We start from the raw sequence: 21,584 nt of genomic DNA, 5'->3' as shown, positions 1-21,584 counted from the left end.
AGGGGGCGGTTCCCTTCGGTTGACTCGACCACCAACCGAACGATTTTTTCGCAGCGTGAAGCGAGCAGCTCAACTACGAAACATTCAAAACCCACGAAGCGGCAAAACTTAGCGTGACCAATTATTTGGCTTTTTACAATGGCCGAAGATCACACGCAACATTGGGCTATCTATCCCCGATCGAATTCGAACGGGAGTATTTTAGCGATGCTGCCTAAACAGGTGTCCGGATTTCGTTGGCCATTACACTTTGGTCGAGGGTCGTGTTCTCGGATAGGCTTCTAGCGTCTCTGGTGGTTGAACAAGAACAATTTAAAATTGCGACAATTCGCCGCACTTTTTCTGGACAAAGCGGTTTCAGTAAACTAGAATGCGTCCACCTTGACTTAGGTCAATACCAACCAAAAGGTTTGTATCTAGTGGGGGAGGAAAAAGCGACCGTGTAACGGTACAACAATAATAAGAGCGCAAGCTATTAACCTGCTATCACTGATAACAGGCGTCCAACAAAACATAAAAATAACACCGGACGAAGCCCACTTAATTGTGGGCTTTTTTATGCGTGCATTGCCATAAACCTGTTTGCTATTCAGATGGCCGAAAAATCAGATTCGCTTCCACTAGAGATTATGGAAGCAGAGCGCTTCATTGATGAACTGATGAATGACACCAAGCACCCGATTCACAATCATGCTCATCCTTTACATAAAGAATCAGTTAAAGCATTAGACGATCTCATGCAGACTCTGGATGCGATGCGCCATGAATGGCTGTCTAAGGGATAAGTCGCTTAAGAGTGAATTACAGCGATTCAAATTAGATTCAGTTTGCAATCCGGAAGCTTCAAAAGAATGAATTAGCCAGAAATTTAGTCTCTACTATCCGGGCCTCGTCTAGTCCAAGAATAGCAATGCTCAAGTTTAATTGCGGGGCGAAGCTAAAAGATCATTTCGATTCAAGAATAGGGATGGAATTCACTCTGTTGTATTTGCAATGATTCTGTGAATCCGTCTGGTACTAATGCCAATGATGACCAAAATAAACGGAATCGATACGCCTTCAACCAACTCGGCGTTAACGTGCCAACCTAAGCTGTGTAGCGCTTCGGCGATTTTACCAATCAGGCTTGCGGCGTAATAGGTAATGGCTACCATTGAAATACCCTCAACCATTTGTTGCATGCGCAACTGCATTTTTGCTCGCAGAGCCATGGACGATAGCAAGCCCTGATTTTGCCGCTCGATAATAATATCGACTTTGGTGCGTAACAATTGGCTGGCATTGCTAACGCGTTCGGATACCAGCGTGAAGCGGTGCGATACGGAGTTACAGGTATGCATCGCCGGTTCCAGGCGGCGTTTCATGAATTCCCCCAGGGTTTGAATGCCTTGGATACGCACTTCGCGCAGGTCTTCCAGGCGTTGTCCGACCAATTGATAGTAAGCGCTGGCGGCGGCAAAACGGAATTGATGCGTGGAAATATGATTCTCGACTTCCGCCGCCAACGCCGTTAATTCATCCAACAGTTTGGCATCGTCGTTAGTTGGCTGGGTCATCGAATTGGTGATGGTATACAGCTGCCTATCGGCCTTCTTCAATTCCGGATACAGCTTCCGGGCAATTGGGAAGGCCAGCAGCGCCATTACCCGATACACTTCGATATCGAATAAGCGGTGCAACAAGCGGCCTGCTTGCGCGGTTCTCAAGTTTTGATTCACTACCAGGAAACGACTAAAGCCGTCCACGTGAATACGAAAATCGGTAAAAACCGCAGCGGCACCACCGGTCACTTTAGAGCCGACGATAGGATTGCCGGCGAAGTAAGTCATCAGTGGCGATAAGTCCATTTCGTCCTGGTAATTAACCTCCTCAGCGGATATGACGCTGGCGTGCGCTGCAACGATTACTTGTCCGCCGATTTGCGATAGCCAGTCGACCGGGACTTTTTTTAAAGCCGGATCGGCAAAGGGTTCCCCGTCTGTGTCGTAGGCGTAAAAGGCATAAGTGCTGAATTCGCCGTGTTGCTCCCAACTCATTTGAAATGCGTCAAAGCTGGCGCTAAAGTGATCGCCATCGTTATCTGGCGAGGTGGCGCCAAAACGTTCGCAGAGCGCTTTCAGGTGTCGACGTTCTTGCGTTTTTTCGTCGCTTGAAAGCGACAATGCCAAGTAACTGGCTCTAACCGGCAAACAAAGAATAGCCGAAGCTCGTGCATGAACTTCGTTGTGCAGGACAAATCGCTGCGGGTGATTTTGTGGGATTTGAAATAAGGTGGTCACGAGTATTTTGGTAGTAAGAGGTAAGCTTATATTTAGCTATTGGCGATGAATATAACGTAGAGATGAATAGGTTGCCACCACGTATGTAAGAATGGGCTACGTGGGGTTAAGAAATCCATAGCTGGGGGTCTAGTTTATATTCTTAGTGAAATCGGCTAATTAAGAAGTGGATGCTAAGCAAGGCTGTGATTTTGCAGAGGTATTGACATTGCCGGGTCGATTGCTGCGGGCGCAAGGCGGGTGATTTCCATTTCAGTAGCCTAATTAATTTGGAGCTGACGCGGTTTGGTCTGCTTCGCAAGCTGAAACGGTCGAATTGCCTGTGCTCTCACTCAGTTATCAATGGATTCCTTAGGTTTTTTCATTGCTGTTCGAAAAGGGCTAAACAAGCAGATAGCGCGAAATCTCAGCTATGTTTGATTGCTTGCTCATTATTCGCGATCACTGTGGCAAAATTGGGTAAAAGCAAATTAGAACTGTGACGGAGTGCTATAATCAGCGAAACCCGTTGGGCATTAGCCTTCGGAATCATCACTATCCGAATGATGTTGAATCAGGAGATTATGGATGCTGAGACGTAATTTAGAAAATGATAAGAATGAGCAAGACGGGGTGGAGCTTTCTAGGCGAAGCTTCTTCGGGCGTTTTGCTGTTGGTGCGGTGTTATCAATTGCAATGCCCGGAGTAGTTCATGCTGCAAAAAGCGTAGCGGTAAAAGCGGATAAAAATCATCGATTGGCGCAGTCGACAAGGACCGCTGTGCGATTACCTAAACACGGGGCCATTCAGGCAACAAAAGCTGTTCGCCAAACTACCAAATTAAGTAAAACCGCCGGTGGCAACAACCTTAAATCAGTTGCTGGCGAACATGGGCGCTTGCATACTGCCCACGCGGATCATCATGCCCAACGTGATTCTCGTGTGCGAGACATTTATACGGGTAAAAAACAGCACGTAACTACTGCATCCTACCAGGCCAACCGGCATACTAATCAAGGTGGTAGAGCGCATTCGATTATCCAGCCAGGTCCAAGAGAACCATTCCTTGAGACAGGGCAAGACTCGTTGTTCTTATCTGATCGCGGTCGTTTTGCGACTCATCGTGCTTTGGCCTTTCAAAATCCGCACACAGGCGACAGATTGAGCCTGACGTATTTTGAAAAAGGCCGCTACCTTACTGATGCCTTGGATGAAATCAGCTTTTTGTTGCGCGATTATCGGACTGACGATGTGCATCCTATCGACCCGGAGCTACTGGACCAGTTACACGATTTGAAACAAATGTTGGGGCTGAATCAACCGTTTGATGTGATCTGCGGTTATCGTTCGCCGCTAACCAACGCGAAATTGCATGCTGAGAATTCCGGCGTTGCCAATAACAGCTTTCACATGCATGGCCGGGCGGTGGATATTCGTATCGAGCGTTTTGATCTTCGTCGTATTCACAGTGCCGCGCTGGCTATGCACCGGGGTGGAGTAGGTTATTATCCGGAGTCAAACTTTATCCATCTGGATACCGGAACCTTCAGAACCTGGAAATTGTAGAGTAGCCCGCTCATAAAAAAGCGCCATCTGTGGCGCTTTTTTATGTCTATTCGATTTTTTGAGGCTTATGGGTTCGCGCCTACGACGGTGCTTTTGCTCATGACCAACTGATTATTCGAGCTTGAATTAGTCGTTGCCTGGATTTTGTTCAAGGCTTTTTTCAGTTGTTCATCCTGTCCGTATATATCCGGGTAGAAGCGCAACTGGTTTTGATGATCGACAAACGTAGTGCCGTAATAAAACAGTACCGGTACCGCACGTTTTAGCGTGACATGGCGAGTTTTAGGCGCCGACATCGCTTGCTTGATGGATTCTTTATCCCAACCGGCCTGGTCTCCCAGCACGAATTGGGCTAGTTGCTCGGGCGCCGATACCCGCACGCAACCATGGCTTAAATCGCGACGTGGGCGGTTAAATGCGGCGTGGCCGGGGGTGTCGTGTAAATACACGTCTGCGGTATTTGGAAATACGAATTTAACCCGGCCCAGCGGGTTTTTCTTGCCAGGGCGTTGTCGTGCGCGCAAATAACTGCCGCCGCCTTTTTCTTCGCTGTTTTGATGCCTTACCAGTTCAATGTCTTGACTAGCCAAATAGCCTTCGTTGTTTGCTGCTTTTGGCAGTATTTCCTTTTCATAAATGGTTTTTGGAATATTCCAGTAAGGCATAAACTCCAAATACTTCATTTCTTCCCACAGTACCGGTGTTTGGTTGCTTGGGGACTTGCCTACTACTACTTTCATGTTTAGCGGGTTGGGATCGTCGATTGAATTGAACGCCCATAACTCAAATGCCGGGATATTAACTACAATCATCGGCCCGTCGGTGGTATCCGGAATCCAGCGCGCGCGCTCCATGGCCAACGCGAGCTGGGCGATTTTTTCGCTGGAAGACTGATTGAACAATGCGGCAGTGGATGAGCCGATCACGCCATCGGCTGTTAAGCCTTGTTGTTGCTGCACTTTTATGACGGCGGCAACCAAGTCATTGTCGTAGATTTTGCTATCGGTGGCGGCATTATTACCTAGTAGGCCCATGCCTCTTAGCCGTTGACGCAAATAAACGATATGCGGATGCTTATCGCCCGGACGTAGCATTTTGCCTGGTTTAAATTCGTCCGAGCTCGCTTGATTTCCCATTTGCTGTAAGCGTGTCAGAATTTGTTTGAGTTGCTGGTATTGCTTAGTTTTAGGCTCAAACTGACCCACCACCTCTGTCAAGGTTTGCGATGCCAGGTGTTGTTTCAATAAACCGGCTAAGTCTAAAGCGGGTTTGGGGGCAATATGTACTGGATACTCAACATCGCGTGGTTCGACTTGGCCTTGCCGTAAATCGTGCAGATAACGCACCAACGACACAGTCAACGCCACATCGTAGCTCGCAACGGTGGAGCTATCGGGATTTTGGCCGCTAATCAGTTGTTTAAGGCGGTCAACATCATAATTGGCCGGATTTAACGCATTGCTGGGTGCACTGTTTAAAATGCTCAACAAGTCGGCTAAATTTTTTTCTGAGCGATTGGCAGTAAACCAGATCGGTTGGAATTGCGAGTTTTGATAAATTTGGCTAACAAGTTCGCTAACGCGACTGAAATCGCTACGTAACAGTAGCGGATGTTGTTTGCTAAGTAGAATGGCGCCAATCGGGTTGTCGGCAGGAATAGGATTAACTATCTCCGGGCCGCCATTGATAGCCGGTAGGCTGGTTTCGGGCGCTGCGACGGGCATATCCGCACTCAATGCGCGCTCTGTTCCAGCATAATAAATACAGGCCACCAACGCAAACCAAGCATACCTATGGTGCGAGTCTTTTAGGGCGTGCGATTTCGTTATCATGGTTACACGAATAGAGTTCGAATTTGAAGTTTATCGTATGCTTGACGGTAAATGCCACCAAGCAAATCGACATAATGTTAGTTCAATTGTACCCTGTTATCACAAAAATTGACGAGGAAAGCTTGTCAAAGCTATATCTGATGAGGTATGTAGGTAATCCGAAGCTAACGGCATTTCCGAGTGACCACAATTATGTAACGTTAAGCTAGTCAACAAAGCGAATAGGTTGGCCGACAATTTAAGGTGTATAGCGCCAGTTTACGTATTAACACATTAACATTGGTTCTCATCGGGCAACTTTAACTTTCAAAAGACAATTTATTGGCAAATGTTGCTTGCCAGTCTAGGCTGAATTTTTCGACTGCGGTGTCAGTGGCAGGGGTGGTCAAAATTTGCTGGGCAATGTCCAGAGGTAAGGTTACTGCACCAACGCCAAGTTTTAACACTTGCAAAACTTGGTTAACATTTTTGAAGCTGGCAACCAAAAGTTTGCCGGGCAATTGGTAGCGATCAATCATGCCTTGCAAATCAGCGACTACACCCACGCCGTCGGAGCCTTGATTGTCAATGCGATTGAGATAAGGCGCCAGGTAATCCGCGCCATGCAGCGCTGCCATCATGCCTTGTTGTACGGTGTAAATCGCGGTGGCCAATAGCGGGATATTGTCTTTTTTCAGTTGTTTGATTGCGCTTAAGCCTGCAGTATGCGCGGGTATTTTGACGATAATGTCGAACGGCAATTCAAGGAGTTTGCGGGCTTCTGCAACGATACCCTCTACCGTGTTATTAACTACCTGCACGTGATACCGGCCATGTGGACCGATGACTTCTGTCAGCGCCGTTAGCAGATCGTAGAGTCCGACACCGCTAGCTGCCATAATCGACGGATTGGTGGTAACGCCCGCCAAGGGCAACGCAGGACAAAGGTTTTTGATGCCGGCTACGTCGGTGCTGTCTAAATATATTTCTAACATGGAACGGTAGGTAAGCAGAAAAAGGATGCCAGTATAACCAGCGCAGGCATATTGCTTTAGAAAATTACCTCGGTAAACCCGGTGTTGGGCGTGAGTTCTTGTCGTTTTACCGGTTGATCTAACGCGATTTTTTTGGTTTCGGAATTGTCCGGCAATAGAAATTCGAGCTCTTCTTCGGTCATGATATTCGTTGTCTGACCTTCGACGACTCTCTTACCCTTTAACAATCATCTAAGAAGATCGCCGTACAGACAGGCAATTTCGATATGGTCGTGCAAGTTTCGAGCGATCCGGCCTTCGCTCATGGCAGTCTCTCCTTGAATTTTTTGCTGATCGATCTTAACCTCGGTGCCACTTATTGCCAATCGTACGGGGCAAATTACTTTGAATGCCGATTTATCTCCGAAACGCTTATCGTCTATCGACACCTTACGCGGTCTGGTAATGGTGTTGATGACGCTGGATCATACCCGCAATTTTTTCAGCGCCCCGGTGTTTGTGTTTTTGGCCGGCACCAGCGCTTATTTGTGGCAGGACCGGCGTGGAGCCGACGCGCCGCTGAGTTGGTTTTTATTGGAGCGCGGCTTATTGCTGCTGATTTTGACTTGTACGGTGGAAGCTTGGTCGTGGAATTTTCGCGCCGACCTGCGGCACATTGACGGCGGCGTGTTGTGGGCAATTGCCTGGTCGATGATCGCGTTGGCAGGGCTGGTCAAGTTGCCGCTAAGCGGGTGTGTGTCGCTGGGAGCGATCATGATAATCGGGCATAACGCCTTCGATGTGCTCAAGCCTGCCGACTTAGGAAGTTTCGGTCCTTGGTGGGCAGTGCTGCATACCGGTGACGATGTGTCGTTCGGCGAAGGCTGGTTATTAAATCCTTACTATCCGCTGATTCCATGGATAGGGGTGATGGCGGTGGGCTTCGGTTTTGGCAAATTACTCAGCAATAGTGTCTGGCGCATGCAGCGACGGCTTTTGGCCTTAGGTCTGACCTTGATAGGTGCTTTTTTGCTGCTGCGTTTTAGTAATGTCTATGGCGATCCCCAGCCATGGCAAAGCTATCCGCACCCGGTGTTTACATTGCTATCGTTTCTTAATTGTCATAAATATCCGCCGTCTTTGTTGTATCTGTTAATGACTTTGGGGCCGGCGCTACTGGTCTTGGCGCTGGCGGAGGGCGGGGCGGCAGAGCGCTTTGGCTTTCTGCAAGTATTCGGCAGGACGCCGCTGTTCTTTTATCTGCTGCACGTATACCTGATTCATGGGCTGGCGGTGTTGGTGGCGGCGATTACCAATGGACCGGTAGCGGCAATAATCGGCGGCGGTATTTGGGTGCCGGAGCTGCCGAACGACTATGGTTATGGTTTGCCGGTGGTTTATGGCGTTTGGTTGCTTGTGCTGCTAACGCTGTATCCCCTGTGCCATGGCTTTGAAGCCTTAAAAGCGCGGAAGCCGCATTGGCGATGGCTCAAATACCTGTAAAGTGTCGGACTGTGTTAGCTCAGAAAGCGAGTCTCAATAGCTGGCTGTCGCTTTACTTTTAAATTAGAAGGCAATGGATTCAGATGCTATTGCCATTAATCATCCTCTTTGGAGTTTAGTATGAAACGCATGATAGACTGGATTGTTCCCACTTTGCTGGCAACAGCGGCTTTGCAAGTGCAGGCCGACGAGCACGATGGTAGGGCGCTCAACGTCGTTTTTACGGATTGCACCGAGTTTGTCGGGGTCGCTCCCGTCGCTGAAAGTAAAGCCCGGGCTTTGGTGCCTAGCCAATACCAGCTTGTCGTGGATGACGCTGGGGCAAAATTGGTGGTGCGTATCGCGCACTGTGAAGGCGTGGCGGTGAATAATCGCCAGGCTCAAGCCGGCACGGTGGCCCACCTAGGCATCATGCTGTATTCACCTGACGGTACCGGGACCGATCCCAATACTGCCATCAATAACTACACGCTCACTTACGCAAGCAATGTGCCGGCTTTGATCAACGGTTTACTCAAGCAAGGGCTGTCGGCGCAATGGGATGGCAATTTGACCTATGAAGTGACACCGGCCACCGCGACCAGCGAATTTTATGCGGCGGTTTCTCCCGGTGCGCCCGACGCAGTCACATGGTTTTTACATGGTAGTGTTGCGGAGCCGGAGATAGCCACCGAGTTTTTGGCAAATTGGTGGTCTTATTCCAAAAAAGGCGAAGTCAAAATGGCAACCAACATAGAGTCGATTTATTTTGACTTTGGTTCAGCGGTGTCTTTCTTTACCGCTAGAAATAGCCTAATCGGCGACTTGCTTGGCAGTAACAGCGTAGCTAACTTCCCATTAAGCTTTCGCGGCAAGTTTAGCAGCGGCAAAATGACAGTGTCTCGCACTCGCTAGTTTCTAACACGACTTTAAAGGTGTCGTTTGTTTAGCCTGCTTTTGCTTGTTCAGCTGAGTTAAAAAATAGCTTTGGTAGTTCCAGCTTGGACGAGGCGGTGGTGGTTGGTGAGCGAAGGGCATAATAAACCTCTGTGGTGCATTGTTAGGGGTTGAAGATGCTCCCGTAGACTCAGCAATGATGCGCTTGATTACTTTAATCGAGTCTACGGGAACATTAACTAGGAAATACTGAAACTAATACACTGCCAGGAAGAATCTACCAGCGAAAAACCGACAAGCAAGAGCGGGTAGGATTTTCGCTGGGAGGAAAATTAGTTCAATTGCGCTTCGCTGTGCTGTCGATAAATCAGGCGACAGAACAGCGAAGTGTCCTAGGCTTGCACGCCCACCAACTCCGTCTGACGGTTTGGTGGGCGTGGATTGGCGGTCATTTAAGCGGCCGCGAAGCCCTCTACCTGCTCGCGGGGTATTTGCAGGCCTATCAGTTTTTCCACCAGGCGCAAGGCCTGATATTCGTCTTGTGAGACCAGCGAAACTGCCTGGCCGTTTTGTCCGGCCCGGCCGGTTCTACCGATGCGGTGTACATAATCGGCGGATGAGCGCGGTAATTCGAAATTAACCACATGAGGCAATTGGGCGATGTCGATGCCGCGCGCTGCCACATCGGTGGCGACCAACACGCGAATGTCGCCGGCTTTGAAACCGGCCAAAGCGCTGGTTCTGGCGCCCTGGCTTTTGTTGCCGTGTATCGCAGCGGCCTTGATATTGGCGGTGTTCAGCTTTTCGGTAAGTTTGTTCGCGCCGTGCTTGGTGCTGGTAAACACCAATACTTGTTGCCAATCTTTGGTTTTCACCAGATGGGTCAACAATGCGGTTTTGGCGGTTTTACTGACCGTATAAACCCGCTGCTCAATGGTCTCGGCAGCGGCGTTTTCGACAGCCACTTCAATTTTGACCGGGTTGACTAGCAAATCGCCGGTTAGCTTGCGGATGTCGGCAGAAAAAGTCGCGGAAAACAACAGGTTCTGGCGTTTTTTCGGCAGCATGGCCAGAATTTTGCGGATGTCTTTGATAAAGCCCATGTCTAGCATGCGGTCGGCTTCGTCCAGCACCAACATTTCTACCTTATCCAGTTTGACGGCGTTTTGACTGACCAAATCCAATAGCCGACCCGGTGTTGCGGTCAAGATGTCCACACCGCCGCGTAAACGCATCATTTGTGGATTGATCTTCACGCCGCCGAATACTACTTCCGACTTTAAACGCGGTTGCTGATGCGCGCCGTATTTAGAAACGGATTCGGCAACTTGCGCGGCGAGTTCGCGGGTCGGTGTCAGGATCAGTGCACGGACCGGGCGATTGCGGCCATGGCTGGTTTGCGCCAAGCGGTGCAAGATCGGCAAGGTAAAGCCTGCAGTTTTGCCGGTGCCGGTTTGCGCGGCGGCGAGTAAATCGCGCCCGGTTAATACGGCGGGTATGGCTTTACTTTGAATAGGTGTAGGGGTGGTGTAGCCTGAGTCGGCAATAGCTTTAATTAAAGCCTCGGATAAACCGAGATTGGAAAATGGCATTAAGGGTCTCAAAGGGGAAAATAAGGGGAGAAATCTGTGTTCGGCAGTGCTGCTGTCGCGATGTCCGCCCGGGGACTAAGGGAATTACATATTGAAGATGAACTTTCAGACTGCAGTCTATCACGGTTACTGGTTTAAGGTTAGGAAACCCGTGCTAGCCAAATTGGACGGCTGGTCGCGGCCGTGAAATTGATGTGCAAAAGCCATGTTCAAATGGCCAAACTGGCAAGGTCAATCACTATCTCGCGGATGTTTTCCGCCGCGCCCAAATGATTCGCAATGCGTATGTCGATTTGCGGATGTATGTCACGAATCCTTTGCACTTGTTCGGGAATATCGATACTAACGTGGCGTCCTGCCGCCAGGAAATAAGGCATTACAACAATCTGTCGCGCGCCCTGGGATATTTGTTGGCTTAAGCCTTGGGCAATAGTCGGTTCGGCGATTTCCAGAAAAGCACAGTCTATTGCGGCGAAGCGGGTAGTCGCTAGCCGCAGTTGTTGTATCAGCTCGCGAATCTCAAGATTGGAATCCTCCCGACGGCTGCCGTGCGCTACCACTAGTAAATGTGTCACTGGACAGCCTTATTCGATGTCGGTATGAATTTTGTTTTGGCAGGGTTTGGCGCCAAACAAGGTACTGAAACGTAAACGGTGCCGGGCAAACCATGCATACAGACGGTCAAACAGCGGTTTTAGCAGGGGCCAGCCGGTGGGCGCCATCAGCCATCCCAAACCGACAGCGCTGTAGGCCGCGTAAAACACCGGCATGCCTTTGATCAGACGGCCATCGGCGCGCACGCCATGGATTTCCGCCATCAATTCGTCCAGCGATTTGCCATAGTGCGCCGGACTGAAACCCTCGGCATGAATATCTTGCAAAGCCAGTTTGTTTTGCTTGTTTCGCGACTGCAACCAAGTGACTTCCTGCCGACAAATGGGACAGCGACCGTCGTAAAGTAGAGTTAAGTCGTATTCAGTATTCATCGGACTCTTCTGGGAAATGGCGCTAGGGGCTTGTGATGCTGCGACTGGCACCTTGATTCACAGTCGTGCGAGTCTGTATGGGTTTGCTTTGTAATTTCACAATTTTTGCGCAGCTTATATTTCCGGACTTCGGGTTCCGCAAAAAAAAGTCCCCCTCGCCATGCAGGACTCGCGCAGTCGGCGAGATACTCGCATCGAAGGGGATAGTGGGCTACGGAGCACCCCTCTGAGGACGGAACGTGTGTCAGGGCAACAAACTTAGCTGTTCCCAATCTACCAGCAGATGCCGCGGAAGCAAGGACGTCAATGCTAAAAATGCGCTGGCATGGGCTTGGTGCAATCTCGTTTGGGTGAGGCTGATAAGGAGGGGGCAGTGTTTTAGGCTTTGCCAACAGTTTATTCAAGAGGAAGTTCCCTGTTTATTGTTTAGCAAAAAGAAATTATCCATAACATAAATGGCTAATTGTAAATTTTTGGTAGAGGGTTATAGTGAAACCGTACTTTAAATCGACTGCAAGCGGTCAAGGCGGAAAAGATGAGCGCTCCAAGTACTTTTCAGAAAGACACTATTGCCGGCATTCAGTTTGTTACCGGTATCTTGAGCTTTTCGGTAGGGGAGTTTGTGATAACTACGCTTTTGTTCGGTACTGCGTCCATTTCATGTAGTTTGATTTTGTTAGACCCGCTAGTGCTTTAAGTTTTATGTGTGACCTCCCTCGTTGTTAAGCAGTGGCTCCGGCACTGCACACTCTACAGCCTCTATCGGAATCAACGATAGAGGCTTTTTTTGTACCTACCTTAAAAGACTATTTGCTGCGTACGTGGTAAATGGCGTATCCGGCAAAAAACATGGTTAGAACGTAAATTGTCACTGTAATCATTTTGTACTCCTGGTTATCTTTATTGTTGTCCGGTATTTATAACAGAAATCCGGGTAGATAAGATTGGATTTGCGCCTGCAGCAGTTTGTGCGTGTTAGTGTTTTTGCGGATGAGTGTGGTTTTCCACAAAAGCTGTGGATAAGCTTGTTGGTATGCTGATTAAAGTAAGCACAAGTGGTTGTAATTATGGAGGCGCTTTCAAATTGGCTAAAAATTGGTCACGGTCATCTTGATCAATGGCTTATCGGTATCGGGACTTCGTTAACCGCAATACCAGCGAGCCGATTGCTTGGACGGAAAATTTTCCAAGCCATTCATCGTGCATCGCCTAAAATGCTTAGCCTACGTAGTAAATTTCAGGACATGTTATGCAAATTCTTGGTGTGGATATCGGCGGTTCCGGTATCAAAGGTGCGATTGTCGATACCTTAACGGGCGAACTGGTCTCGGAACGGCATAGAATCGATACGCCGCAACCGGCAACGCCCGAGGCCGTGGCCGCGGTGCTGGCACAATTGGTTTTGCACCTTAATTGGAGCGGGCCAATAGGTTGCGGTTTCCCGGCGGCGATTCAACAGGGCGTGGTCCGCACGGCGGCGAATATATCCAAGGCCTTTATCGGCACCAATATCGATAAATTATTTTCAGAAGCCACCAACTGCGAATGCCACAACTTAAACGATGCGGATGCGGCGGGTATAGCGGAAATGCATTTTGGCGAGGGTGCCGGCCAAGCTGGCGTGGTCTTGTTAATTACCATCGGAACCGGTCTGGGGACTGCGCTTTTTACCGATGGCAATCTGCTTCCTAATACCGAACTGGGCCATGTGTATTTGGAAAATGGGCTGGAGGCAGAGCGTTACGCATCTGATGCCGCCCGAAAACTGCAAGACTTGGGTTGGAAATCGTGGGGCAACCGTTTCAACACCTATTTGAGTGCGATGGAAAAATTGTTCTGGCCCGATTTGATCATTTTGGGCGGCGGCGCGAGTAAGAAATTCGATAAATATAAAGAGCAGATCGCCATCAACACCACGGTCAAGCCCGCAGCTTTTCTGAACCAGGCCGGTATCGTCGGTGCGGCCTTATACGCCAAATCGAAAGTCATCTAAGCGATAGCCCTGCGTCTATAAACGCTACTCGTGGTAACGACAAAACCAGGGCTTTTTGACGTGGCCGAAAATATTTTCGCCATCGGTAAAATTCTGTTTCCAAGCGCACTTGACTATCGAATTACCTGCGGTAACCTCCCTCGCATGAGGTTGCCGGTGGTGAAAATTTAATTTTTCCATGAGAGCAATCAGACAATATAGTCGGCAGCCTCATATTATTCCGATGCTGTAAACGTTAATTGTCTTGCTTTGTTTTATCCGAACATGCAAGCGATTAGCGCCAATTATGGGTGGTGCTGGTGACGCAAGCTTCTAGGTCGGGAGATAGCTAGAGGCCCGTCATCAGTATCATTCCTGGTCTTCTCGAGATCCCGCAACGCCCCGTAAATAACCCATCCAACTATCGAATATTTCGAGGTCTAGCGTCTTTACGCCCCAATCTTGCCCGTGTACCATGCTGCGAACAACGCGCCGATGTTGTTGATGGATGTGCCGGCGCCGTTATCAACTGCCGAGCAAAGCGAGAAAGATTATGACCACGCTGATTATCAACGGTACAAGTCGCAAGATAGACCTGCCGGCTGACACGCCACTGCTATGGGCACTGCGGGACCACTTGGGGTTGACCGGTACCAAATACGGATGCGGCATGGCTTTATGCGGTGCCTGCACGGCGCATATGGACGGCGAGCCGACCCGTGCCTGTGTCACACCCATTTCGGCTGCGGTAGGCAAAAAAATTGTCACCATCGAAGCCATCGAGCAGGACGACACCGGTAAAAAAGTTCAGGAAGCCTGGCTGAATTTAGGCGTACCGCAATGCGGCTATTGCCAGGCAGGACAAGTCATGGCGGCTACCGCTCTGCTGAAACAACATCCGCAACCCAGTGATGTCGAGATTGATAAAGCCATGAGCGGCAATTTGTGCCGTTGCGGCACTTATCCGCGGATCCGCGCCGCGATCAAGCAGGCTGCCGGTTTGCCGGAGGTGCAATCATGAAAAATTTCGCCGAATTAGCGGACACAAATATCGAACAGATCGATGCCGAAGACGGTTTTTTAATCGACAATGTCAGCCGGCGTACTTTTATCAAACAATTTGCGTTGAGCGGCTTTGTCTTGACCATTGGCCTGCCTACATTACTCAGAGCGGATGAAGCGGCCGCGCCGGCAGCGGCCGGCAAGTTCGGCGCCGACGCGATGCCGCACGGTTGGGTGGATAACCCGCTGGTATTCGTGGCGATAGCGGCTGACGGTAAAGTCACCATTATTTGCCACCGCTCCGAGATGGGGCAGGGCGTGCGCACCAGTCTGCCGATGGTGGTGGCCGATGAACTGGAAGCGGATTGGTCCAGAGTATATGTCGTGCAAGCGCCTGGCGACGAAAAGCGTTTCGGCAATCAAGATACCGACGGCTCGCGCAGCCTGCGCCACTTTTTTATGCCTATGCGCCGGGTCGGGGCCGCCGCCCGGCAAATGCTGGAAGCCGCGGCCGCCGCGCGCTGGCGAGTGCCGGTAGCGGACGTGCGCGCCGAACAACATCAGGTGTTGCACGTCCCTAGCGGCAAAACTTTGAGCTACGGCGAATTGGCTAAAGCGGCGGCGAAACTGCCGGTGCCGGCCCGCGACACCTTACGTTTGAAAAATCCGTCAGAATTTCGTTACATTGGTAAAGGCCGGCAAGGTATTTACGATGGTCGGGATATTGTGTCCGGACGCGCCATATACGGCATCGATACTCAGCTGAAAGGCTTGCTTTACGCGGTGGTGGCACGGCCGCCGGTATTGGGTGGCAAGGTTTTAAAATATGATGCCAGCGCGGCGTTAAAAGTAACGGGTGTTGTCAAGGTCGTTGAATTGCCCAGCAGCCCGCTACCCGCCGAATTTAATCCCTTGGGCGGCGTCGCGGTGATTGCCCACAATACCTGGGCGGCTATACAGGGCCGAAATGCTTTAAAAGTCGAGTGGAACAACGGGGAACATGGCAGTTACGATTCACTAGCCTACAAAGCCGAACTGGAAGCCGCCGTGCGCCAGCCGGGTAAAGTAGTGCGCCAACAGGGCAATGTCGATGCTGCATTACAAGGTGCGGCCAAACGCCTGGAAGCGGAATATTATTTGCCGCATCTCGCCCAGGCACCGATGGAACCACCGGCGGCGACGGCCCGTATCAGCAAAGGCCATTGCGAAATCTGGACCTGTACCCAGGCACCGCAATTATCCCGAGATAAGGTCGCGAAATGGCTGAAATTGCCGGAGGACAAGGTTACCGTTAATGTTACGCTGCTGGGTGGCGGTTTCGGGCGTAAATCCAAACCCGATTATGTGATCGAAGCGGCCTTGTTATCGCAAGCGATGCAAGGCAAGCCGGTGAAAGTGACCTGGACCCGCGAGGACGATCTGCATCATGCTTATTTCCACACCGTATCCTTGGAGCGGCTGGAAGCGGGTTTGGATGCGCAGGGCAAGCCGGTAGCCTGGCTGCACAGAACGGCAGCGCCGAGCATTTCGTCGACGTTTGGGCCGGACAGCAAGCAACAAATGCCGGTGGAATTGGGCATGGGCGTGATCAATGTGCCGTTTGTGATCGACAATCTGCGCATCGAAAATCCGGCGGCGGCGGCGCACACTCGTATCGGCTGGTTTCGTTCGGTATCCAATATTCCGCATGCGTTTGCCGTGCAGTCTTTTGTCGCGGAAATGGCGGCGGCAGCGGGGCGCGATCATCGGGATTTCCTGTTGGATTTAATCGGCCCGGCGCGGCGTATCGATCCGACCAGTTTGGGTGACACCTGGAATCACGGCGAATCGCCTGCGCTTTACCCGGTTGATACCGGCCGGATGCGTCGCGTCATCGAAACGGTGACTCGCGAAGCCGGCTGGGGACGGCCACTCGCCAAGGGCCAAGGCTTGGGCTTGGCCGCGCACTATAGCTTCGTGACTTATGTGGCGGTTGTCGTGGAAGTTATGGTCGATGATGCCGGCAAATTGCGCATTCCTCGAGTTGATGTGGCCGTGGATTGCGGGTCGCAAGTCAATCCGGAACGGATTCGTGCGCAGATCGAGGGAGCTTGCGTCATGGGTGTCTGTTTGGCGACGCTGGGTGAAATCAGCTTTAAAAACGGCGCGGTGCAGCAGGACAATTTTCATGCGTACCAACTCACTCGTATCGATGACGCGCCGCGCGAAATCAAAGTACATTTGTTGCCGGCACTGGAGTTCGATACCCCCTTGGGCGGAATAGGCGAACCGGGTGTGCCGCCGATTGCGCCGGCGCTGTGCAATGCTATTTTTGCCGCCACCGGGCAGCGGATTAGGCAATTACCGATAAAAGACCAGCTGTTGAAAGACTGAGAACTTTGGGTGGCGGTGAGCTGATTTGGTTTACCGCTGCGGTTTTACCGGATGGCGAAAACTTAATCAGGTTAAGGTAGAAGCTTAAAGTTTTTGTAAAGCAGGCCGATAACCGGGTGCCAGTCGAAACATGGCAGGCATTATTCAATCCAGAGGAGATAAACCATGTCATCCGTATCGGGAGTGGGTTCAACGCCGTATTTTCCCATCACCAATCAACCAAAACAGGCCGCAGCCAATCAGCAACCGGCAACGCCAGCAGTGCAAGCTGTTGTGAAAGATGCCGATGGCGATAATGATGCTAGAAAAGGCAGCAAGATCGATACCTATGCCTGATAACGCCAGCGGTGCCAAGCAGTAAGAAAAAGCCGGGTAACACCGGCTTTTTCTTTGGGGGAGTGGCCGAAAGCAGCGAGTTACGGGGTCTGCAAAAAGCGTTGCTTGGCTTCGTTGTCTTCGCGTGCGGCGTCTATTTCCCTAATCACGCTGCGCAAATCGGCCGGTTTAGCGCTGTCTTCGAAATGTCCGGTCAGATTGGTTTCCGGATGCAAATCGCCGCTCTGATAGAGCTTCCACATTTCCTTACCAAAGTGCGTCGTCAACAATTCCGGTGCGAACTGGCCAAAATAGGCGGCCATATTGGCGACGTCGCGTTCCAGCATGGCGCGGGCGTTATTATTGCCGGCCGCATCCACCGCTTGCGGTAAATCGATAATCACCGGCCCGTCGCTGCCGACCAGTACGTTGTATTCGGATAAATCGCCATGCACCAAGCCATCGCAGAGCATGCGCACAATCTGGCCGATCAGAAAGGCGTGGTATTCGCGGGCCAGCTGCGCCGGCATTTCCAGGTCGTTGAGCCTAGGCGCCGGGTGGCCATCGGTATCGGCCACCAGCTCCATCAGCAGGACACCATCGATGAAGTTGTAAGGTTTCGGCACTCTGACGCCAGCATCTGCCAGGCGATATAAAGCCGTCACCTCGGCGTTTTGCCACGCCGATTCCTGCTCTTTTCGGCCATAGCTGCTGCCTTTTTCCATGGCTCTGGCGCGGCGGCTATTGCGGACCTTACGGCCTTCCTGATACAAAACGCTCTGCTTGAAGCTGCGCTGGTCGGCTTCTTTATAGACCTTGGCGCAACAGATTTCCGAGCCGCAACGCACGACATACACGGCGGCCTCTTTGCCGCTTTTCAGCGAGCCGATGACTTCGTCGATCAGGCCGCTATCGATTAGGGGTTCAAGTCTTTTCGGTGTTTTCATACGCCTATTATGCCGCGCTCGCACGAATATCGTGTAAAACTTCCGCCAATCGATCGACTTCCAGTGCTGAGAACAATCCTTCCGGCCCCCTCGGGCTTAAATCAATAAAAGGCGATTCGTAAAGCCGATCCAGCGGCATCACGCCGTTTTGCGTCAGCTCCTGAATAATATGTTCGATAAATTCGATCTGATCCGACGACACAGTGGTGCCGCGGATGAAGTCACTGAACGCTTGTTTCGCCGCTTCCCGATCTAAACCAACCAGCGAGCGAATGAAAATGCCCAGACTCTGATTTTCCTGCCTGGCTTGATCGATCAACGCCTGTGATCCACCGGCCTCAAGCAGCATCTTTTCCAGCTCAATCAGGTCGGACGGTGTCAGTGCTTGATTGCGACGTAGCCTCTGCAGCGAGACATGGCTTTCGTGCGCCTGCAAAAATTGCCGGGCTTTGTCGCGAAACTTGAGCATATCCAAACCATTTCCCACATCCGGTAGATCGATGGATGTAGCCGTTCCCAGTTCGTCTGCAAAGTCGGTGTAAACGACGATGCGTTTGCCTTTTTCGATTAGCTTGACCAGTGCCCGCAGCTTTTTGCGCATGCTTTCCAGCATCGTGACGGTGACATCCTGCCACCATTCGTCGCCGACTACCGCCTGTATCAATACCATCTGCGCTTTGATCGACGGGATAGCGTCTTGGGCTGCCAATGCGGCGGCAATGGCCTGAATCTTTTCCTGCATGTCGCTGAATCCGGACCCGGCTTGCAGTATCGCCAATTGCGCTTTCAATACCAGCATGTCGAAGCGCTTGGCGTCTTCGTCCTCATCGGTCAACGCGCTGGGCAGTGCGGCAAGGTTGCCGGCCAACTCGTTGAAGTCTTCGACGCCCAATTGTTGCCACGCGGGTTGTTTGGCGAACTTCTCGACTGATTTGCGTTGCGGTCTGACGACGAAATTGTCGATGTTCATCGCCGCTACCTGACTGTGCAGAAAATCGGCCAGCTGGCTACGCAAGCCACTCGCCCCCAGCTCATCATAAGCAGCCGCCGATTCGGCGACTTTCTTGGCATCGGCCAGTTGTTGATCCAGTTCGGCAATCAACGCCAAACGGGTCTTGAATAAGCGCGTGCCCAACGCTTCGGGGATGCCGGCGTCGGCCTTGTCCGGGTTCTGGCTGAAAAACTCCAGATTTTGGCAGTAATCGAAGATGTAGAAAAACTGCTTATCCTGTTTGGGACCAAACAAATCCGGGCACAAACGGGTGCCGCGGCCCAGCATCTGCCAGAACTTGGTTTTCGAACGCACCACCTTGAAGAACACCAGATTCAACACTTCCGGCACGTCGATACCGGTGTCCAGCATGTCGACCGAGATGGCGATATGCGGCGGTTTGTCCTTGCTGGAAAAACTATCGATCAGGCTTTGCGCATAAGTGGTCTTGTAAGTCACCACCCTGGCAAATTCGCCTTTGTAATGCGGATAGTTGGCATTGAAACGCTCGGCAATGAACTCGGCATGTGCGTTGTTCTTGGCGAAGATGATGGTCTTGCCCAGTCGGTCGCCGCCGGCCACTTTCTGGCCGTGGGTCATCAAATGCGCCAACACCTTGTCGACGGTGTCGATATTGAACAGCCATTGATTCAATGCCGCCGCATCAACCGCATCCGGCGTGGTGCCGTCCTCGTTCCATTCCAGCGCGTCCCATTGTTCCTTTTCGTCTTCCGACAAATCATCATACTTGATACCTTCCCGTTGAAACTTCAAAGGCACCGACACGGCTTTAGGCGGCACCAGATGGCCGTCGGCCACCGCTTCATCCAAGGCATAAGCATCGGTCGGTACCCCGGTTTCCAGATCGAATAGCCCGTAAGTATTGCGGTCGATCTCGTCCTTGGGCGTGGCAGTCAAGCCCACCAGCAGGCAATCGAAGTACTCGAAAATAGCCCGGTATTTTTGATACACAGAGCGATGCGCCTCGTCGATGACGATCAAATCGAAATGGCCGACACCAAAACGCCGCTGTCCGTCGCTGGCATCATCAATTAGACCCATCATCGTTGGATAGGTCGAGACAAACACCCGGCCCTCGGCGTGTTTTTCGGTGACCAAATTCACCGGCGAGGCATCCGGCAGATGCCGCTTAAAAGCTTTAACGGCCTGATTGACCAGCGCCACCCGGTCGGCCAGAAACAACACTCGCTTTACCCAGTTGCTGCGCATCAGCACATCGGCCAAGGCGATCACCGTGCGGGTCTTGCCGGCACCGGTAGCCATCACCACCAGCGATTTGCGTTGATTATCGGTTTCGAAAGTTGAGGCTATGCGGCGTACCGCGCGAGTCTGGTAATAACGGCCGGCGATGTCGGCATCGACCACCATTTCGGCCAACGGCTTGCGGCTGTGGCGGCGCTGAACCAATAATTCCAGCTCCGGTTTCTTGTAAAAGCCCTGCACCGCGCGCGGCGGATACATCGCATCGTCCCACAACCAATGCTGATAGCCGTTGGAATAAAAAATGATCGGCCGCTGGCCGTATTGCTGTTCCAGACAATCGGCATACAGCTTGGCTTGTTGCTGACCGACACGGGCATCTTTACGGGTACGTTTGGCTTCGATCAGCGCTAACGGCTTGCCGTCGTCGCCCCACAGCACATAATCGACATAACCCTTGCCTTCGTTATTCGGCATGCCGCTTACTTCAATCTCGAAGTTCTGCTCCGGCTGCAATTCCCAACCGGCTTCCTTCAACAACAGGTCGATGAAATAGTCGCGGGTTTCGGCTTCGGAGTAATCGTGGCTGTCGGGCTGAGCGGTATTGGCTTGCTTGGCGGCGGCGATTTGCGCCCGCAGTTGCTGTAGTTCTGCGTCCAGCGCGGCTTTATCCGTCAACAACGCCGACAGCTTTTCGTCGCGCTCCGACAGTTTGTTCTGCAATTGCTTGAGCTGATCCAGCGTCTGCGGCGTGACTGCCACCGGTTTTGGCAGCAACGCAGGATCAAAATGCAAAGCCGGATCGGGGCGCGAGCGTTGCCCATAATGCCGAGCCAGCCAGTAACAGACATGAAACAGCTCCCGCGTCGCCACCAGCGCATCGGCCGGCAACACCTTGCGGGTACTGTGGACCGCCAGATTGCCCAAATCCTTGATCACCTTGGTTTTGGCAAACAAGGCTTCGCCGACCGTGGTGCGAAAGCTGGGTTCATGCAGCAAGGCGCTCAAATGATCCTGATAAGGCAATCGCAGCGAACCGTCATACTTGTAGAGCCAAGCTACCGCCAATTCCAACGAACGCCGGGCGTAAAAACAGGCGGCGCGGGCATCGCTGTTAGCCAAACTTTCAGCTTTAGCGGCCGCTTCATGTAGCGCGGGCCATTCGGTTTGCAGAAATTGGAAATGCTGGGAAGTCAT

At 51.5% G+C, this 21,584-nt stretch carries 17 protein-coding genes and 1 pseudogene; 9 read left to right on the top strand and 9 right to left on the bottom strand.

Features of this window, described 5'->3' with window-relative positions:
• Positions 1-74: 74 nt before the first annotated feature.
• Together EBA_RS24935 and EBA_RS15605 are read left to right on the top strand one after the other, a co-directional pair.
• A pseudogene (locus EBA_RS24935) lies at positions 75-218 on the top strand (IS3 family transposase); the annotation flags it as partial.
• Between the two features lie 375 nt (positions 219-593).
• The gene (locus tag EBA_RS15605; protein ID WP_192375564.1) at positions 594-785 is read left to right on the top strand and encodes a hypothetical protein; all 192 of its coding nucleotides are present in this window, start codon (positions 594-596) and stop codon (positions 783-785) included.
• 189 nt (positions 786-974) lie between these two features.
• Here EBA_RS15605 and EBA_RS15600 read toward each other — a convergent pair whose 3' ends face one another.
• A complete protein-coding gene (locus EBA_RS15600; RefSeq protein WP_192375563.1) occupies positions 975-2,279 on the bottom strand; it encodes a DUF3422 family protein in 1,305 nt (434 codons plus the stop codon).
• A 567-nt stretch (positions 2,280-2,846) separates the two neighbouring features.
• Between EBA_RS15600 and EBA_RS15595 the strand changes: the two genes are divergently transcribed.
• Positions 2,847-3,824 (top strand): YcbK family protein, encoded by a 978-nt coding sequence (locus tag EBA_RS15595; protein WP_192375562.1) that lies wholly within the window; start codon positions 2,847-2,849, stop codon positions 3,822-3,824.
• 65 nt (positions 3,825-3,889) lie between these two features.
• Here the strand turns inward: EBA_RS15595 and EBA_RS15590 are convergent, their stop codons facing one another.
• The 3 genes from EBA_RS15590 to EBA_RS24610 all read right to left on the bottom strand — a co-directional run bounded on the left by EBA_RS15590 (position 3,890) and on the right by EBA_RS24610 (position 6,812).
• Positions 3,890-5,656 carry a L,D-transpeptidase family protein gene (locus tag EBA_RS15590; protein ID WP_225616330.1) on the bottom strand — a complete coding sequence of 589 codons (1,767 nt, stop codon included), beginning with the start codon at positions 5,654-5,656 and terminating at the stop codon, positions 3,890-3,892.
• Positions 5,657-5,955: 299 nt separating this feature from the next.
• Positions 5,956-6,630 carry a transaldolase family protein gene (locus EBA_RS15585; protein WP_192375561.1) on the bottom strand — a complete coding sequence of 225 codons (675 nt, stop codon included), beginning with the start codon at positions 6,628-6,630 and terminating at the stop codon, positions 5,956-5,958.
• Between the two features lie 56 nt (positions 6,631-6,686).
• Positions 6,687-6,812 carry a hypothetical protein gene (locus tag EBA_RS24610; RefSeq protein ID WP_267873591.1) on the bottom strand — a complete coding sequence of 42 codons (126 nt, stop codon included), beginning with the start codon at positions 6,810-6,812 and terminating at the stop codon, positions 6,687-6,689.
• A 202-nt stretch (positions 6,813-7,014) separates the two neighbouring features.
• Here EBA_RS24610 and EBA_RS15580 point away from each other — a divergent pair, with 202 nt between their 5' ends.
• Both EBA_RS15580 and EBA_RS15575 read left to right on the top strand, forming a co-directional pair.
• Positions 7,015-8,112 carry a DUF1624 domain-containing protein gene (locus tag EBA_RS15580; protein WP_192375560.1) on the top strand — a complete coding sequence of 366 codons (1,098 nt, stop codon included), beginning with the start codon at positions 7,015-7,017 and terminating at the stop codon, positions 8,110-8,112.
• A gap of 120 nt (positions 8,113-8,232) precedes the next feature.
• Positions 8,233-9,006 carry a hypothetical protein gene (locus tag EBA_RS15575; protein WP_192375559.1) on the top strand — a complete coding sequence of 258 codons (774 nt, stop codon included), beginning with the start codon at positions 8,233-8,235 and terminating at the stop codon, positions 9,004-9,006.
• A 434-nt stretch (positions 9,007-9,440) separates the two neighbouring features.
• Here EBA_RS15575 and EBA_RS15570 read toward each other — a convergent pair whose 3' ends face one another.
• From EBA_RS15570 to EBA_RS15560, 3 genes are all read right to left on the bottom strand, one after another.
• Positions 9,441-10,580, bottom strand: coding sequence for a DEAD/DEAH box helicase (locus EBA_RS15570; RefSeq protein ID WP_192375558.1), 1,140 nt, complete (start codon positions 10,578-10,580; stop codon positions 9,441-9,443).
• 209 nt (positions 10,581-10,789) lie between these two features.
• Positions 10,790-11,155 (bottom strand): sirohydrochlorin chelatase, encoded by a 366-nt coding sequence (locus EBA_RS15565; protein ID WP_192375557.1) that lies wholly within the window; start codon positions 11,153-11,155, stop codon positions 10,790-10,792.
• Positions 11,156-11,164: 9 nt separating this feature from the next.
• Positions 11,165-11,566: a thiol-disulfide oxidoreductase DCC family protein gene (locus EBA_RS15560; protein ID WP_192375556.1), complete on the bottom strand. Its 402-nt coding sequence runs from the start codon at positions 11,564-11,566 to the stop codon at positions 11,165-11,167.
• A gap of 1,249 nt (positions 11,567-12,815) precedes the next feature.
• On the opposite strand from EBA_RS15560, the gene ppgK reads away from it, so the two are divergent.
• The 4 genes from ppgK to EBA_RS15540 all read left to right on the top strand — a co-directional run bounded on the left by ppgK (position 12,816) and on the right by EBA_RS15540 (position 17,249).
• A complete protein-coding gene (gene ppgK / locus EBA_RS15555) occupies positions 12,816-13,559 on the top strand; it encodes a polyphosphate--glucose phosphotransferase (protein ID WP_192375555.1) in 744 nt (247 codons plus the stop codon).
• 532 nt (positions 13,560-14,091) lie between these two features.
• Entirely contained in the window at positions 14,092-14,559 is a 468-nt protein-coding gene (locus EBA_RS15550) for a (2Fe-2S)-binding protein (protein WP_192375554.1), read from the top strand.
• Positions 14,556-16,913: a xanthine dehydrogenase family protein molybdopterin-binding subunit gene (locus EBA_RS15545; RefSeq protein WP_192375553.1), complete on the top strand. Its 2,358-nt coding sequence runs from the start codon at positions 14,556-14,558 to the stop codon at positions 16,911-16,913. Before EBA_RS15550 ends, EBA_RS15545 begins: the two co-directional genes overlap by 4 nt.
• A gap of 165 nt (positions 16,914-17,078) precedes the next feature.
• Positions 17,079-17,249 carry a hypothetical protein gene (locus EBA_RS15540; protein WP_192375552.1) on the top strand — a complete coding sequence of 57 codons (171 nt, stop codon included), beginning with the start codon at positions 17,079-17,081 and terminating at the stop codon, positions 17,247-17,249.
• An 80-nt stretch (positions 17,250-17,329) separates the two neighbouring features.
• Here EBA_RS15540 and EBA_RS15535 read toward each other — a convergent pair whose 3' ends face one another.
• Together EBA_RS15535 and EBA_RS15530 are read right to left on the bottom strand one after the other, a co-directional pair.
• Positions 17,330-18,175 carry a PA4780 family RIO1-like protein kinase gene (locus tag EBA_RS15535; RefSeq protein WP_192375551.1) on the bottom strand — a complete coding sequence of 282 codons (846 nt, stop codon included), beginning with the start codon at positions 18,173-18,175 and terminating at the stop codon, positions 17,330-17,332.
• Positions 18,176-18,182: 7 nt separating this feature from the next.
• Complete coding sequence (locus tag EBA_RS15530; RefSeq protein WP_192375550.1) at positions 18,183-21,584, bottom strand: DEAD/DEAH box helicase family protein; 3,402 nt, start codon at positions 21,582-21,584, stop codon at positions 18,183-18,185.

Origin of the sequence: Methylomonas albis (assembly GCF_014850955.1) — a bacterium.
Taxonomy (GTDB): domain Bacteria; phylum Pseudomonadota; class Gammaproteobacteria; order Methylococcales; family Methylomonadaceae; genus Methylomonas; species Methylomonas albis.
The sequence above is the reverse complement of the archived record's forward strand: the minus strand, read 5'-3'. Positions and strand labels throughout refer to the sequence as shown.

What these genes read in the sequence shown, in the direction of transcription:
- EBA_RS15605 (WP_192375564.1), top strand. Translation starts at nt 594, where the DNA reads ATGGCCGAAAAATCAGATTCGCTTCCACTAGAGATTATGGAAGCAGAG.
- EBA_RS15595 (WP_192375562.1), top strand. Translation starts at nt 2,847, where the DNA reads ATGCTGAGACGTAATTTAGAAAATGATAAGAATGAGCAAGACGGGGTG.
- EBA_RS15590 (WP_225616330.1), bottom strand. Translation starts at nt 5,656, where the DNA reads ATGATAACGAAATCGCACGCCCTAAAAGACTCGCACCATAGGTATGCT.
- EBA_RS15585 (WP_192375561.1), bottom strand. Translation starts at nt 6,630, where the DNA reads ATGTTAGAAATATATTTAGACAGCACCGACGTAGCCGGCATCAAAAAC.
- EBA_RS24610 (WP_267873591.1), bottom strand. Translation starts at nt 6,812, where the DNA reads ATGACCGAAGAAGAGCTCGAATTTCTATTGCCGGACAATTCCGAAACC.
- EBA_RS15575 (WP_192375559.1), top strand. Translation starts at nt 8,233, where the DNA reads ATGAAACGCATGATAGACTGGATTGTTCCCACTTTGCTGGCAACAGCG.
- EBA_RS15570 (WP_192375558.1), bottom strand. Translation starts at nt 10,580, where the DNA reads ATGCCATTTTCCAATCTCGGTTTATCCGAGGCTTTAATTAAAGCTATT.
- EBA_RS15560 (WP_192375556.1), bottom strand. Translation starts at nt 11,566, where the DNA reads ATGAATACTGAATACGACTTAACTCTACTTTACGACGGTCGCTGTCCC.
- ppgK (WP_192375555.1), top strand. Translation starts at nt 12,816, where the DNA reads ATGCAAATTCTTGGTGTGGATATCGGCGGTTCCGGTATCAAAGGTGCG.
- EBA_RS15550 (WP_192375554.1), top strand. Translation starts at nt 14,092, where the DNA reads ATGACCACGCTGATTATCAACGGTACAAGTCGCAAGATAGACCTGCCG.
- EBA_RS15545 (WP_192375553.1), top strand. Translation starts at nt 14,556, where the DNA reads ATGAAAAATTTCGCCGAATTAGCGGACACAAATATCGAACAGATCGAT.
- EBA_RS15540 (WP_192375552.1), top strand. Translation starts at nt 17,079, where the DNA reads ATGTCATCCGTATCGGGAGTGGGTTCAACGCCGTATTTTCCCATCACC.
- EBA_RS15535 (WP_192375551.1), bottom strand. Translation starts at nt 18,175, where the DNA reads ATGAAAACACCGAAAAGACTTGAACCCCTAATCGATAGCGGCCTGATC.
- EBA_RS15530 (WP_192375550.1), bottom strand. Translation starts at nt 21,584, where the DNA reads ATGACTTCCCAGCATTTCCAATTTCTGCAAACCGAATGGCCCGCGCTA.